Here is a 14,931-nt window from a genome sequence, read left to right on the forward strand (position 1 = left end):
CCTAAACTTTTTCAATTTTGATGGCACATTTTTTGAAATCGGTTTCTTTAGACAGTGGATCGGTTGCATCTAAAGTCACTTTATTCACTAAACGGCTGGCATCAAACCAAGGCATAAATACTAAGCCTCTTGGTGGCTTGTTACGGCCTCGGGTTTCCACTCTTGTTTGCACTTCACCACGACGAGAGATAAGTTTCACCAAATCACCACGACGTAAATTACGTTTGCGCGCATCATCCGGATTCATGTAAACCACAGCATCAGGCATTGCTTTATAAAGCTCTGGTACCCGCTGAGTCATTGAACCTGAATGCCAGTGCTCTAGTACACGACCGGTTGATAACCATAAGTCGTATTCAGCATCCGGGAATTCTGCCGCTGGCTCGTATGGCAAGGCGAAAATTACCGCGCGGCCATCTGGTTTGCCATAAAAGTCAAAGTCACTGCCAGGTTTCACGTATGGATCAGAGCCTTCTTTAAAGCGCCATTTGGTTTCTTTGCCATCAACTACCGGCCAGCGTAAACCACGCTCTTGATGGTATCTGTCATATGGGGCCAAATCATGGGCATGGCCACGACCAAAAGTAGCGTACTCTTCGAATAAGCCCTTTTGAATGTAGAAACCGAAATCACGAGACTCCTGATTTAATCGGTCATCCGGAACTTCAGATAACGGGAATTCATTTACTTGACCGTTTTCATATAACACATTGAACATTGTCTTACCGCGGTACTCCGGCTTTTTCGCCAGTAACTCTTCGGTCCAAACCTCTTCCATTTTAAAGCGTTTTGAAAACTCAACCAATTGCCATAAATCGGACATTGCGCCTTCTGGAGCATTGACTTGTTGATACCAAGATTGAGTACGACGCTCTGCATTACCATAAACACCTTCTTTCTCTACCCACATTGCTGTTGGCAAAATAAGATCGGCAGCTTGTGCAGTAACCGTTGGGTATGGGTCTGAAACAACGATGAAGTTTTTCGGGTTGCGATAACCTGGTAAGCCTTCTTCGTTCATGTTGGCCGCAGCTTGCATGTTGTTGTTACATTGCACCCAGTAGAAGTTCAATTCACCATCTTTTAACTTACGGTTTTGCAGAACGGCATGGTAACCAGGTTTTGGTGGAATCGTACCTTCTGGCAGTTTCCATATTTTTTCAGCTGTGGCTCTGTGCTTAGGATTAGCAACAACCATATCTGCTGGTAAACGATGCGAGAACGTACCCACTTCACGGGCGGTACCACAAGCTGATGGTTGACCCGTTAATGAGAACGGGCTATTGCCTGGTGTCGAAATTTTACCGGTTAACAAGTGAATGTTATAAACCAGGTTGTTGGCCCATACACCACGAGTATGCTGGTTGAAACCCATGGTCCAAAATGACGTCACTTTGATTTTAGGGTCGGCATAAAGCTCGGCTAAGGCGTTTAATTTATCTACTGGTACGCTTGATAATTCAGAAACGTATTCAGCCGTATACGTAGAAACAAACTTGGCATATTCTTCAAAATCAATTGGTGAAGAGCCACCCGCGGTTTTACCACTGTTTTTCGCTTTCTTCTCAAGCGGATGCTCAGGACGTAAGCCATAGCCAATGTCGGTATTACCTAAACGGAAATTGGTATGCTTGTTAACAAAATCCTTGTTAACTCTGTCTGTTTTAATGATGTAATTGGCAATAAAGTTTAAAATTGCCAAGTCGGTTTGTGGGGTAAAGATCATGCCGTTATCGGCAAGATCAAAACTGCGATGCTCAAACGTTGATAACACCGCCACTTTCACGTGTGGTGCACTTAAACGGCGATCGGTTAAACGCGTCCATAGAATTGGATGCATTTCTGCCATGTTTGAGCCCCACAATACAAAAGCATCGGCCGCTTCTAAATCATCGTAACAACCCATTGGCTCGTCGATACCAAACGTACGCATAAAGCCACCAACGGCTGATGCCATACAATGACGCGCGTTCGGGTCAATATTGTTGGTACGGAAACCGGCTTTCATCAGTTTAACTGCGGCATAACCTTCTTGTACTGTCCACTGACCTGAGCCAAACATACCAACGCCTTCAGGACCCTTCTCTTTTAGCGTCGCCTTGGCTTTTTCTTCCATGATATCAAAAGCTTGATCCCAGCTGATTGGAGTGAAGTCGCCATTTTTATCAAACTTGCCATCGGTCATTCTTAATAATGGCGTTTGTAAGCGGTCTTTGCCGTACATGATTTTTGATAAAAAGTAACCTTTAATACAGTTAAGGCCCTTGTTTACTGGTGAGTTAATGTCACCGTGGGTGGCAACAACTTTACCATCCATAGTACCGACATTTACACTACAGCCAGTACCACAAAAACGACATGGTGCCTTGTCCCACTTTAACTTGGTTAAATCACTACTGGTAATTAAATTAGACGCCGCAGCTGGTACTGCAACCCCGGCAACCGTAGCAGCAGCTGCTACAGCATTTGCCTTGATGAATTCTCTGCGATTCATTTTCATGGTTGTTCCTTATTCTTCAGTTATATATTGATGATATACAGGGGCTAAGGTTAATAGCCCTGTATTCGATTTTATTGTGTCTATGTAGTTACCTATGATGTATTGCTGTGTGGCTTCAATGGTAAAAACAATTTTTCCGGTTTCTGAAATCGCATGTACTTCAGCGCCTGGGATGGCGGTAATTAAGTCTTTAAATTCGTCTTCGCACGTTGGGGTGATTTGCGCGACAAAGCTGGCAACATGAAACTCTGCTTGCTTGGTGGTTTCGCTGGTCATTAATTTAGCTCCTGAATAAGCAGTAATTCGGTGGAATCAGTTGGACAAGTTTGAATGCATGCGCCACAGCTGGTGCATGCTTGCTGATCAATTTGTGGTTGTGCTATAGCGCCGTTGCTGTAACTGAAAGTGATTGCTCTGGCTTCACAAACATCCCGGCAACTTTGGCAATAGACATTGGTTTTGGCCAGACAGTTATCTTTAATATTGAATCGGCTCGGCCAGGCTTTGTCAGTTCGGTCAGTTTTAAATAGCGGTTCTGAGCAGCTATCAACGCATTTTTCACAAAAGGTACACTCGCCTTTGGTAAAATCAATTTGCGGATAACCGTCATTACCTTTGACGATAATGTTTTCTTCGCAAACACTAAGACAATCGCCACATTGGCTACAGTCTTTTATAAATTGCGCTTCCGAGGTGATCCACGGTAAGCGAAAGGTCGCCAGTTGTGTTACCTTTCTGCCACGCAGAAAATTTCGTTTCGATCGGTTAACGCTGTTGGTCATTGGTAATTAACTTCCTGGAGGACCCATTAATATCTGTGAAATCCAGATGCTGAATCCTAAACCGCCGACTATCAGTACCGCCAGGATTGGGGCAAGAAATACGGTTAAAAAAATAAAGGAAGTTTGTTCGTCTTTTTTACTAATTTCAGGCGAGTCATTCATGGCTTTACTCTGTAAATAATTATGCTTTGCAGAGAGTATAGTTCAATATGAAAAAAAGCGGCTTGATCCTGATCAAAGTCCTTAAATTAATTAGGGATATTTGTTGCTGATTGTATAGTTAATGAACGACATCACTAAAATTTCTCTTCAACTCTGTTACACTAATGAAATAAATATATTTTTTAATAGGTTAGCGTGAGTAATTTGCAAACGTTTGTTGAGGATTTTTGCGCCTCATTGGCGCCAGTCGGCGCCCGTGGTATGCTGGTTTTTGTCGGTCACCAAGACTGGTTAATTGAGCAGCTGAACAGCCTGTCGAATGTGGCGTATTTTTCTTCGGTTTTGGCCTTTAGTCAACAGCCTATTGTTGGGTTAAAACATGTCAATAACAAAAATTATCGGCAACAACTCGGAACCGAACATCAAACCATTTTTTTTAGTGTCGATGATGACTTTAAAGTAGATGCATTTGCCGCGCTCAGTGGGACTTTAGTTGCAGGTGGGGTATTGCTCCTAACCATTGCTGAAGAGCATGTTAAAAACAGTGCTTTTTGCCAGCGCTTTCTCGCCTTAATTCGCGATTATCCACAAATTCATTTGCTTAAACAATCGGCACCACAATTGCCAGAATTAGCCTTCTTTGACAAAGACGTTTCCGATAAAGTAAGTGAAACTGAAGCTCCATTAGCGTATGGCTGCGCCACTGGCGAACAACAAACGGCAGTGGATAAAATTTTGCGTGTTGTCAGCGGTCATCGTAACCGCCCGTTAGTACTGACTGCTGATCGGGGGCGGGGTAAATCAACGGCGCTGGCGTTAGCGGCGGCAGAAATATTACGGCAAGGGCATAAACATATCGTAATTACCGCGCCGCACCCTGATGCCTTGATTATTTTCTTTAAACATCTCAAACAAGCCCTGCCAGAGGGAATACAGCAAAATAATAGCTTTACCTTTGGGCACGCCAGTTTGAGCTTCATGGCTCTGGACGTATTAATTGCCCAGCAACCAAAATGTCATGTGTTAATGGTTGATGAAGCTGCGGGTATCCCATTGCCTATGTTGAGAGTGCTATTAAAGCAGTATCATCGACAGGTTTTTGTATCGACCATACACGGTTATGAAGGCGCTGGAAGAGGCTTTAGTGGCAAATTTATTAAAGAGTTAAAACAACTTCGCCCAGAAGGTAGTGAGTTTCACATTCAGCAACCCATTCGTTGGCATCAATACGATCCTCTAGAACAATTTACCTTTAACGGTTTACTGCTTAATGCCAGCTTAGCCAAGGTACAATACAGCCCGCAGCAATCGTTGTCTTTTCAAGTGCTAAGCGGCCACGATTTGCTTATTGATGAACACTTACTTAACTCTGTGTTTTCATTGTTAGTAACAGCTCACTATCAGACAAAGCCAAGTGATTTAAAGATGTTACTGGATAACGAACAAGTGTCTCTGGTCATCATGAAACAGCAACAGCAGCTGTTGGGCATTGCCTGGTTATTGAAAGAGGGCAAAGTGGAACAGCAGTTATCGGCACAGGTAAAACAATCATTGCGACGCATTCGTGGCCACTTGATACCGCAATCCTTGCTAGTTCATTGTGGTATAGAACAAGCGTTTAGTTACCAGTATTACCGGGTAGTGCGTATTGCGATTCATCCAGAAATCCAACAGCAGGGATTAGGGACACAATTATTGAGCCATTGCCGAGCATACGCCAAACAACAAGGTGGTGATTTTATCGCTTCCAGCTTTGGCGCCAATGCCCAGTTAGTTAAATTTTGGCAAAACAACGATTATGCCATTGCCCGTCTTGGCTTTAACAAAGATGCGGCCAGCGGTGAACATTCGGCCATGGTTCTACAGCCACTTTCTTCATCGGCAGCTGAGCTGTTAAAAACTATCACCAGCAGTTTTTATCAAGACTTTCCGTTTTACTTAACTGATGAATATCAATATTTAGCCACCGATCTGGTACTGCAAATTTTAACGGTTAAGCCTTATTATCCACAGTCAAATATCGATAACAGTGCTGCAGATCAGCGAGCGGTGAAAGACTTTGCCGCTGGTAATCGGGTACTTTCAAGTTGCGCGCCCGCTTTAGCTCGGGTGTTTTTCTCTGCCTGTGGCGACATAAAGATAAAGGAGCTAACTGAGCAAAAGGCGATAGCTATATTCATCCGCAAGATATTACAGAAACATAATTGGTTACAAATATGCGATGAATTTGCTATCACCGGGCACAAAGAAGGTGTGGCACAATTAAGGCATTTTAGTAATATCTATTTATCAGCAGTAACAGTGGTGAGTGCATGCAAGTAATTTCAGTACAACACCTGGTCAAGCATTATAAAGATGTGAAAGCCGTAGACGACATTAGCTTCACTGTGAATAAGGGACAATGCTTTGGCCTGCTCGGGCCAAATGGTGCCGGTAAAACCACAACCATAGAAATCATGGAAGGCATCATCGGTGCCACATCCGGTAAAGTCAATTACATTACCGAATCAAAAAACGACGTTAGCCAATTAATTGGCATTCAATTTCAAAGTACGGCCTTGCAAGACTTTCTCACAGTAAAAGAAACCTTAGCGCTGTTTGCGGCGTTTTATGAAAACTCCGTTGAAATTGAAAATTTGGTGAAAATTTGCGATTTAACCGACTTTGTCGACCGAGATAATGGTTTACTTTCGGGGGGCCAAAAGCAACGATTATTACTGGCCCTGGCGTTAATTAATGACCCGGAAATATTGTTTTTAGATGAGCCAACTACGGGGTTAGATCCGCAATCTCGACGTCATTTCTGGCAATTAATTGAAAACATTAAAGCGAAAAACAAAACCATCATTTTAACCACTCATTACATGGACGAAGCTGAGCAACTTTGTGATGATATTGTGATCATGAATAAAGGCAAAGTGATAGCGCAAGGCTCGCCCAAGCAATTGCTAAATCGTCACTTTAAGCAAGTATTCATCTATTTGCCGATTGAAAATATCAGCTTAGAGTTGGCCAAAGAAAACAACTGGCATGTACAAGACACGCATGTGGAAATAAAAACCACCAACGTCGAGCAAACGATGAAATCGTTAATCGAGTTGGCCATTCCACTCACCGGCTTACACATTAAATCGGCTAATTTAGACGATTTATTTTTAAAGCTCACCGGTCATTCATTAGAAGGGGAGACAGTTCATGTTTAAATTCTCCCGTTTTATTGCCGTGGTAAAAGCCCGTAACCTGGAATTCTTCCGTGATAAATCATCACTGGGCTGGAATATATTTTTTCCGGTGTTGTTGTTGGTCATATTTTCTTTTGTATTTTCCGGGGAAGGCCGGGCAGTTTACAAAGTTGGGGTACTTAATCAGGCTGAAACTCAGCACCCATTTTTGCAAACCAAATTCATCGATTTTGTCAATTATGCTGACTTAGACAAAGCGATGGTGAAATTGGATCAACATGAAATCGATTTGATCATCGATCAACCAGAGCAGCAATATTGGGTTAATGAAGAGTCACCGAAAAGCTATATGGTAGAGAAAATTTTTATCTATGAGGCCAATGGTTTTCAACGTATGGTGACTGCCGGAAAGCCAATACGCTATCTAGACTGGGTACTACCGGGAATTTTCGGGATGAATATGATGTTCAGCTGCTTGTTTGGTGTTGGCTATGTCATTGTTCGTTATCGAAAAAATTCAGTATTAAAACGTTTAAAAGCAACGCCATTATCGGCACTGGAATTTATTTCGGCACAATTGTTATCGCGTTTATTTATCGTGTTGTTTATGGTTTCGGTGGTCTATATCGGCTGTGATCTGTTCTTTGACTTCATCATGCTTGGCAGTTATCTGGACTTATTTATTATTGCCGTGGTGGGCGCGATGAGTTTAATCAGTTTGGGCCTATTGATCTCTACCCGCAGTAAAAGTCAGGAATTGGTGGGTGGCTTGTTGAATATGGCAACCTGGCCAATGATGCTACTCTCGGGGGTATGGTTTTCATTAGAAGGCGCACCGCAAATGGTGCAAGCGGTTGCTGAAATATTCCCGTTAACGCATTTAGTCAGTGCGGCGCGCAGCATCATCACCGAGGGCGCAACACTAAGTGATGTGAGTTACCAATTAATCGTGTTATCGGTTATGACTACCGGGTGCTTAGCTCTGAGTGCTAAATTATTTAGTTGGGATGGTGATCGTTAATTTTTAATTTTCAGTATTAATCAGAAACAATTAACCGCGTCATCCCATCACGAGCAATAGCGAGATGTGGGACCTCCTTAATTCATAACGAGCCTCTAACGCGGAGTTATTTAAATCACTGCACGCTCAATGAGGTCCCTGATGTCGCTAGTGCTCCTCAGGGATGACGGCGTGTTTTTTCTTATATTGTGGAGGTTTCTTAATCGCTCATTTGAGATGGTAATTAAGCCGGCATCTGATAAAAAACCGCATCGACTACGCCAGCAAGGGTTTGTTCCTGCTCGGTTTTGATATACTTCATGCCGATTTTCTTCATGATGTTTATTGAGCCTAAATTATCAACTTCGGCAACTGCACTATAAAATTTGGCATCAGTCTGTTTGGCTAAAGCCTGTTGAATTTGCCGTGCCGCTTCGCTGGCAAAACCTTTCCCCCAAGCTTCTTGCTTGAATCTCCAGCCTAATTCAATATCATCCCAACGTGGAGTGTCGCTGAAAAACTGCATCGGTCTCACCAATATCCAACCAATGAATTGCTTTGTCTCGGTGATAGTCACTTTCCATAAACCCCAACCTTTATCGGCATTACGATAAGCGCGAAAACGTGGCAAAAACCGCTGCTCAATATCTTGCCAGGTGCTGGGTTTGCCACCATTGATAAAGCGCATCACTGCTGGATCTTGGTCAAGATCAAACAATAGTTGCGCGTCACTTTCGTCCATCAAAGCAAAACTTAAACGGGCTGAGTTAGTCACTGTGATCATCTGATTTATCCGGTTAATCTGCATTTTAAAGAGAGGATTGCTCGAACCAGCAACCAGTTAACATCGGGCTACGGGCTACGGGCAGTCAGCACAAACTCGAAGCGAAGTTTAAATTCACCCTATTGTCGGTGAGTTCAACATACCGCTAGTAGCTCATATCTCGTCGCCCCAACCTTTCTGCCTGTACCTTGTACCCCGTACCTTGTACCCTCTAGTCCCTAGTCCTTACTTTTCTCTCGATACGCTTCGCCTTCAACCATCCATTGTGGCGCTGGCGTACCCTTTAAGTAATGATCAAAATACTGCTTCATCTTAATGGTGTAATCTACCTTGTTCGGGTATTTTTTCAGGTGGTGTGGTTCGCCTTCGTATTGCAATAATATGACATTTTTTTCCAGGCGGCGCATGGCCATATACATTTCTACACCTTGTTGCCAAGGCACGGCGTCATCAATATCACCAAATTGCATCAACAATGGCGTAGTGATGCGGTCGGCAAAGAACACCGGCGAGTTTTCAATATACAAGTCACGACGCTCAAAAAGGGAAGCACCAATACGACTTTGCCCTTGTTCGTATTGAAATTGTCTGGCTAAACCGGTACCTAAACGAATGCCTGAATAAGCACTGGTCATATTCGATACGGGGGCACCGGATACCGCAGCGGCAAACATGTCGGTTTCGGTAATAGCATGCAAGGTTTGGTAACCACTCCAGCTATGGCCGTGTAAGCCAATAGCGTTTGGATCGGCAACACCCATATCAATAATTTTTTGCAAGCCCGGCAAAATAGACTTGTTGGTAGAATGCCCTGGTGTACCCACTTCAAAGTGCACATCGGGCAAGAAAATGGCATAACCGTTAGAGGTATAAAATGGGAAGTTAGGGCGATGATTTACCTTCATCGCATTAAATTCATACATGCGTTGTGAGAACCGGCGATAGTAATACACGACAACCGGGTACTTCATGCCCTCAACATAATTTGCTGGCTTAATTAATACCCCGTGATGTTTTGCACCCATGTTTGAATTCCATTCAACCAGCTCGGGCTCGCCCCATAACAATTCATCTTTTTGTGGATTCACATGGGTTAATTTTTTACCGTTAACTGGGTTTAAATCCGATACCCATAAATCTGGAAACTCATTAAAATCTTCGCGGCTAAATAATAATTTATCGGCTTTTTTGGCTTTGCTAATAAATTTATATTTCTTATTCTCTTCGATCAATTTAACCGCGGTAGCGTTTTTCCCTTTGCTTAAATCCAGTCGATAAAAACCGAAATTTTTGTGCTCATCGTTATAACTGGTAAGCAATAGCTTTGCATCTTCATCGAAGTAGTCTTGTTCTTTATCGAAAGTATTGATGCGCAGCTTTAATGAGTTTGGACGGCCGACGGTACAAGTTAAACACTGACTGTCTTTACCATCAGTTTGCAGCAACCAAATATCGAATTTATCGTATACCAACACGCCTTCATCGTCTTTTAACCAGCCGGCAATGCCGTAACCCGGTACTTTCGATGGGTAGTCATGATCTTCATCGGCAAAACTTACCGGCAGTCCTTTACTGATACTACGTTTCTTGTTTTTGTTACGGTCATATACCCATATCTGCTGATCTTGATAAAACGCAGCATATCGGCCCGACTCACTCAATTTTACCGGGGTGTAACTGCTAAGCTTTTCCGTAACTAATGATTTATCACCATCGTCTAAATCAATAATATAAATATCGCTAAAAAACCCTTCCCAGGTTCTAAGTTTTCGGTACTTTAAATCAGTTGAAGCAATGACAGCATGCTCATTATTGGTGGCTTTGACTTTGATCACGTTCTTGTCGGCAAGCGGTACCAGCTTGTTATCGTCGATATGGTAAACCGCAGTAAAGAAGGCTTTTTTATCCTTGCCTAATTGGTATTTTTCGTTGGTTTTGATCAGCGCATCGTCACCGTGCCAAATTTGCAAGTTACGATCGGCTCTTAGCTTATCAATATTGTACAAGTCTTCAGGGTTTTCTGGTTTGCTATCTATCTCTTCAATATTGGCAAGCACAGGTTTAAAGCCAAAAAATAAGCGCTCATCATCGCTTGAGAAACTGAGTTTGTTTACTTGCGGCACATACCAGTTAGCCGCGTGTTTTTTTGAGACTTTAACGGTTTCAATTTTATTGTTTTTACTTTGCCAAATTTTCACCTGATGCTGACGCACATCAGCTTTAGTGCTGAAATCGCCTTGCATAAAGCCAATTTTGTCGCCAGCATTGTTCCAGCTTAATTGCTCGAAGCTCGCTACGGTTTTATTGACGATAATGTTGGCTTTATTGGTTTTCACGTTGATGGCGTGCAAGCTATTGCCATTACCCTCCATCGTAGACACGCTGTATACCAAGGTAGGAGTTTCAGGTGAAAATGCAAAATTATCTACGTGCTCAATGATTTGCTTTTCGCCAGTGTGCAAATCAACTAAAGTTAATTGCTGCTCGATACGCTTGCTATTATATAGCTTGGTTTGTTCTTCGCTGTCTTCAGCTGTATTTTCTTCGGTTGCGACTTTGTCAACTTGCTCTGCTGAATCGCTGCTATCCTTTTTCTCTTCAGGATTTTTAGTGAGGTAGGCCAAAAAGGCGAAATTATCGCTTAGCGCATACTTTTCAATATTGTTATAGGTGACTCGCTTGCCGCTGGCTAACTCAATCACTTCCACATCATTTTTAAGCTTTTTCTTCGCCTTTTTATCGGCCTGCTCTGTTGTTAATAGTGATGGCGTAATGGTAACTGCTGCAAAGCGGCCATCGGTCGAAATAACGCCACTGCTACCAAGATTTACCTGATAAGATTTGCCACTGCTAGTGTGAGTAATATGAAAGCTATTATCACCTCGGTCAGGTTGCGCACTGTAGGCTAACCATTTGCCGTTTTCACTTAATTGTGGTTTGACAATTTGCTTGAATTTCATGATATCTGTCACTGCCAGTGGGCGTTGCTCAGCAAAAGCTGAAACAGATAAACTTAAGGTTAATGAAATGGCCAGCGTGGCCGTACTGAAGGATTTAAAAAATGGAATGCTCATGATCTTTTTGCTGTTACCAAGTTATAATTTGATATTGCCCATTAGTATGACTTTGTTATTACACTTAACGCAATAGCAAGTTTGTTCAGTGGTCTAATTTTATCGATAAACAGCGGTAAAATTGTAATACCAGGTTTTTTATATTTTAAAACTTAAAAGACTTGCTATTATCTGTATCCGGATAATCAATCAAGGCAAGAATGCATGTTTCATCGTGAGCAATTAATTGGTAACTGGCATCGTAGTGAACACTTAGAAAATGAAAATTTTAGTGAATATGCACAACTGTTTGCTGATGGCACCTTTATGTTCACCTTTTACACCTATAACCTGGATGGCAGTTTAATTGAAGAAATTAGTGAGCTGGGAGACTGGGGGCTAGTGGGCGACATACACTTTACTATCACCAAAGAAGCCGTAGAAAATCAGCAAGTATATGCCGCCGATATGGAAGATGAAGATAATTATCAGGCCTATAAAATCATTAAAATAGACGCCAATGAGTTCAGTTATCAGCATCTGCTAAGCGGTGAATCCTTTACCCTGTCTAAGGTTTTGCCGAGCGCTAACCAAAATTAAAAAAAGCTGCTAAACTATTTATAAATAGCATTTTTTTTATCCAGCTTGCTATTTTCATTGATAATATTAACGGCTAATAACTTAGGAAAAACGATGCAAAACACCAGCAAAACGGCAAGCACAGCTAGAGATATGGCTAAATTCCCAACCGATTCTAACGGCAATATGTTGTGGCATATGGCGTTAGAAGGCGATGATTTAAATCGGCCACGAGAAATACAGTTTTCGGTGATTTTTAGCAGTCAGGAGTTGGCGCTGAAATTTGGCGAAATTTTACTGGCCAATAATCAAAAATTGTCATTCTGCCCTTATTTAGAAAACCCAGAACACCCATGGGAAATTACCGCCTATCCGGAAATGCCAGCCAGTTATGACAACATCATTGGTTATCAAATGTTGTTGGAAAACCAAGCCCGTAAATTTGATGGCATCTATGATGGCTGGTACTGTCCACCGCAAAATTTATAGTCGTTTAATTATTGCCTAGTCCCGCCCATATTGAATTGGCTATTAACATGAGTTAATAGCCGCAACAGGTCAAAAAAATCATGTCAGCAGTCGATTTTTCCAAACTGAATAAACTTACCGCCAAGTCTTTCAATGAACAAAAAGCTTTGATTAAAAAAGTGATGCAGGGGCGGGTGATAAAATGCCCAACCTGTCAGCAAAATTTAAAGTTAGTTCTGCCCGAAGAAAATAAAAAAGCCTACGTTAATTGCCCGAAAGGTTGCACCGATATTGAACTGGATATGAATTAGTTCTCATAGCCGTTAAGGAGTTGCTATTGAATTATCTGGCTCACCTATTTTTAGCGCAACCCAATAGTCTTTCTCTAAGCGGAAATTTAATGGGTGACTTCACCAAAGGGGTAAATCTGGCCTCTTTGCCAAAGCCAATCATGCGTGGCATTGAAAACCACAGATTTGTCGATAAATTTACCGATAATCACCCTGAGGTAAGGGCGTTAAAGCCGTTATTATCCGATAAGCGCAGGCGCTTTTACGCGATAATATCGGATGTCGTATTTGATCATTTCTTGGTAAATCACTGGCAACAATTCAGTGCACAATCTTTTACTCAATTTTCGCAGTATAGTTACCGTCAGCTAGAGCTTAGTGTGGATTTAATGCCAGAGAAGATGCGCTATATGGTGGAGCGGATGATTGCTCAGGACTGGCTTAGTTCTTATGCAGATATAGCAAATACCGGTCGAGCCATCGATTCCATTTCAAAGCGCATTCGCTTTGACAATCATTTGGCAGGGGCGATTGTGGAAGTAGAACAACATTATCGGCAGTATGAGCAGGTATTCTTAACATTTTTTCCGCAGCTGGTTATTCAGGTAAAAAAACAGAACATCGAATTGTGATAACAATCGGAGCATTTTTTTTATATACTCGATGCCACAGTATCTATTAAAACAATAATTTTTATGAAACCATTCATTCGAAAACTCCTTTATGTTTATGCCTTTTGTTTAACGGCGCTTTTTATCGGCGTGATGATCGAGCAAGACGATCCGGCGATAACGGCCATGGATCAATTTATTGCCGAACAAGTGTCGGCCAAAGCCATCGATAAGCAAAGTGAAAACTGGAAACAAAGCTTACCTAAGCCACCTCAAGTGGCTTTTGCTCAAGATAAAAGCTATCACTGGCAGTTAGTCACCAATAAAGGCCCAATTACTATCGAGTTGTTGCATCAATATGCGCCAATGCATGTCTCCAGTACCATTTATTTAACCCAATTGGGTTTTTACGATGATTTATTATTTCATCGGGTGATCCCTGGTTTTATGGCACAAGGCGGCGATCCAACAGGCACTGGTAGAGGCAGCCCTGGCTATCGTTATCAAGGTGAGTTTCATCCAGATGCGAGCCATAACAAAGCAGGTATGCTGTCGATGGCAAATTCTGGCCCGAATACCGATGGCTCACAATTTTTTATCACCTTTAAAGCAACTCCTTTCTTAGATGGTAAACATACGGTGTTTGGTGAAGTGACTGCAGGATTTGAAACTTTGAGTGAACTGGAATTGTTTGGCAGCCGGGGCGGTAAAACCCAGGAAGAATTAAAGATTTTAACGGCATCTATCGTGGTTAAGTAATTTCTACATAAAACTGGCGATGTCATCAAATTTTTTCTTAACTTGCGCATGATGCGGAATGGTCGCATCCTCTGCCGGATGGCCTACCACTAACAGCATATAAGCTCTGTCGTTATCACCACGTTGACAAATTTTATTTAAAAATGACATTGGCTTAGGTGTGTGGGTTAACGTCGCCAGGCCTGAGCTGTGCAGCGCGTTGATTAAAAACCCGGTGGCAATGCCGACGGACTCATGCACATAGTAATTGGTATTTCTATCGTCAACATCCAGACCGCCACGTTTTTGGCTGAAAATGGCAATGAGCCAGGGCGCCGTTTCTAAATAGGGTTTACTCGCATCTGTGCCCAATGGTTTTAATGCATCCAGCCACTCTTCACCGGCTCTGCCATCATAAAAGCCTTGCTCGTGTAACTCGGCTTGTTGTCTAATTTGTTTTTTTATATCACTCGAGCTTATTGCGACAAAATGCCAGGGTTGATGATTGGCACCGCTTGGCGCACTGGCGGCGGCTTTAATGCAGTTTTCGATAATTGCCTTATCTACCGCTTTATTGCTAAATTTACGAATAGAATGACGACGTTTAATATCGGCAACAAACTGCTCAGATCGCCGTAACATTTCTTCACTGGGGTATTCAATGTAGTCGGTTAAAGGTGAGCAATCATGATCTTGCATAGTAACGTCTCTTAAATATTATTTATGTCTCTAGAATAACGAGGCTTTTGGTTATCAATCAAGTAAAAAATTTGCTAAAATTA

The 14,931-nt window shown here is 42.2% G+C and carries 15 protein-coding genes; 8 read left to right on the forward strand and 7 right to left on the reverse strand.

Going from position 1 to position 14,931, the window contains the following annotated elements; translation table 11 throughout:
* Position 1: 1 nt before the first annotated feature.
* From napA to ND16A_RS16170, 4 genes are read right to left on the reverse strand one after another with little or no spacing between them, the layout of a single operon-like run.
* Positions 2-2,500 carry a nitrate reductase catalytic subunit NapA gene (gene napA, locus ND16A_RS16185; RefSeq protein WP_200880797.1) on the reverse strand — a complete coding sequence of 833 codons (2,499 nt, stop codon included), beginning with the start codon at positions 2,498-2,500 and terminating at the stop codon, positions 2-4.
* A gap of 9 nt (positions 2,501-2,509) precedes the next feature.
* Positions 2,510-2,776: a chaperone NapD gene (locus ND16A_RS16180; RefSeq protein ID WP_033076165.1), complete on the reverse strand. Its 267-nt coding sequence runs from the start codon at positions 2,774-2,776 to the stop codon at positions 2,510-2,512.
* Positions 2,776-3,282: a ferredoxin-type protein NapF gene (napF, locus tag ND16A_RS16175; RefSeq protein WP_033076166.1), complete on the reverse strand. Its 507-nt coding sequence runs from the start codon at positions 3,280-3,282 to the stop codon at positions 2,776-2,778. Before napF ends, ND16A_RS16180 begins: the two co-directional genes overlap by 1 nt.
* A gap of 6 nt (positions 3,283-3,288) precedes the next feature.
* Complete coding sequence (locus ND16A_RS16170) at positions 3,289-3,444, reverse strand: periplasmic nitrate reductase, NapE protein (RefSeq protein WP_033076167.1); 156 nt, start codon at positions 3,442-3,444, stop codon at positions 3,289-3,291.
* 195 nt (positions 3,445-3,639) lie between these two features.
* Here ND16A_RS16170 and ND16A_RS16165 point away from each other — a divergent pair, with 195 nt between their 5' ends.
* From ND16A_RS16165 to ND16A_RS16155, 3 genes are read left to right on the forward strand one after another with little or no spacing between them, the layout of a single operon-like run.
* A complete protein-coding gene (locus tag ND16A_RS16165; RefSeq protein WP_052072826.1) occupies positions 3,640-5,766 on the forward strand; it encodes a tRNA(Met) cytidine acetyltransferase TmcA in 2,127 nt (708 codons plus the stop codon).
* Positions 5,757-6,647: an ABC transporter ATP-binding protein gene (locus ND16A_RS16160; RefSeq protein ID WP_033076168.1), complete on the forward strand. Its 891-nt coding sequence runs from the start codon at positions 5,757-5,759 to the stop codon at positions 6,645-6,647. Before ND16A_RS16165 ends, ND16A_RS16160 begins: the two co-directional genes overlap by 10 nt.
* Complete coding sequence (locus tag ND16A_RS16155) at positions 6,640-7,647, forward strand: ABC transporter permease (RefSeq protein WP_033076169.1); 1,008 nt, start codon at positions 6,640-6,642, stop codon at positions 7,645-7,647. Before ND16A_RS16160 ends, ND16A_RS16155 begins: the two co-directional genes overlap by 8 nt.
* A 223-nt stretch (positions 7,648-7,870) precedes the next feature.
* Here ND16A_RS16155 and ND16A_RS16150 read toward each other — a convergent pair whose 3' ends face one another.
* Both ND16A_RS16150 and ND16A_RS16145 read right to left on the reverse strand, forming a co-directional pair.
* Positions 7,871-8,410: a GNAT family N-acetyltransferase gene (locus ND16A_RS16150; RefSeq protein ID WP_052072827.1), complete on the reverse strand. Its 540-nt coding sequence runs from the start codon at positions 8,408-8,410 to the stop codon at positions 7,871-7,873.
* A gap of 218 nt (positions 8,411-8,628) precedes the next feature.
* A complete protein-coding gene (locus ND16A_RS16145; protein WP_033076170.1) occupies positions 8,629-11,484 on the reverse strand; it encodes a S9 family peptidase in 2,856 nt (951 codons plus the stop codon).
* Between the two features lie 204 nt (positions 11,485-11,688).
* Here ND16A_RS16145 and ND16A_RS16140 point away from each other — a divergent pair, with 204 nt between their 5' ends.
* The 5 genes from ND16A_RS16140 to ND16A_RS16120 all read left to right on the forward strand — a co-directional run bounded on the left by ND16A_RS16140 (position 11,689) and on the right by ND16A_RS16120 (position 14,170).
* Positions 11,689-12,063, forward strand: coding sequence for a hypothetical protein (locus tag ND16A_RS16140; protein WP_033076171.1), 375 nt, complete (start codon positions 11,689-11,691; stop codon positions 12,061-12,063).
* Positions 12,064-12,156: 93 nt separating this feature from the next.
* A complete protein-coding gene (locus tag ND16A_RS16135; RefSeq protein WP_033076172.1) occupies positions 12,157-12,531 on the forward strand; it encodes a ribonuclease E inhibitor RraB in 375 nt (124 codons plus the stop codon).
* Positions 12,532-12,611: 80 nt separating this feature from the next.
* Positions 12,612-12,821 (forward strand): hypothetical protein, encoded by a 210-nt coding sequence (locus ND16A_RS16130; protein WP_033076173.1) that lies wholly within the window; start codon positions 12,612-12,614, stop codon positions 12,819-12,821.
* Between the two features lie 26 nt (positions 12,822-12,847).
* Positions 12,848-13,432, forward strand: coding sequence for an acyl carrier protein phosphodiesterase (locus ND16A_RS16125; RefSeq protein WP_033076174.1), 585 nt, complete (start codon positions 12,848-12,850; stop codon positions 13,430-13,432).
* A gap of 63 nt (positions 13,433-13,495) precedes the next feature.
* Complete coding sequence (locus ND16A_RS16120; RefSeq protein WP_033076175.1) at positions 13,496-14,170, forward strand: peptidylprolyl isomerase; 675 nt, start codon at positions 13,496-13,498, stop codon at positions 14,168-14,170.
* Positions 14,171-14,173: 3 nt separating this feature from the next.
* Here the strand turns inward: ND16A_RS16120 and ND16A_RS16115 are convergent, their stop codons facing one another.
* Positions 14,174-14,848, reverse strand: coding sequence for a nitroreductase family protein (locus tag ND16A_RS16115; protein ID WP_033076176.1), 675 nt, complete (start codon positions 14,846-14,848; stop codon positions 14,174-14,176).
* Positions 14,849-14,931: the final 83 nt, after the last annotated feature.

This window comes from Thalassotalea sp. ND16A, from assembly GCF_000764205.1.
In the GTDB taxonomy this organism is placed as follows: Bacteria; Pseudomonadota; Gammaproteobacteria; order Enterobacterales; family Alteromonadaceae; genus Thalassotalea_A.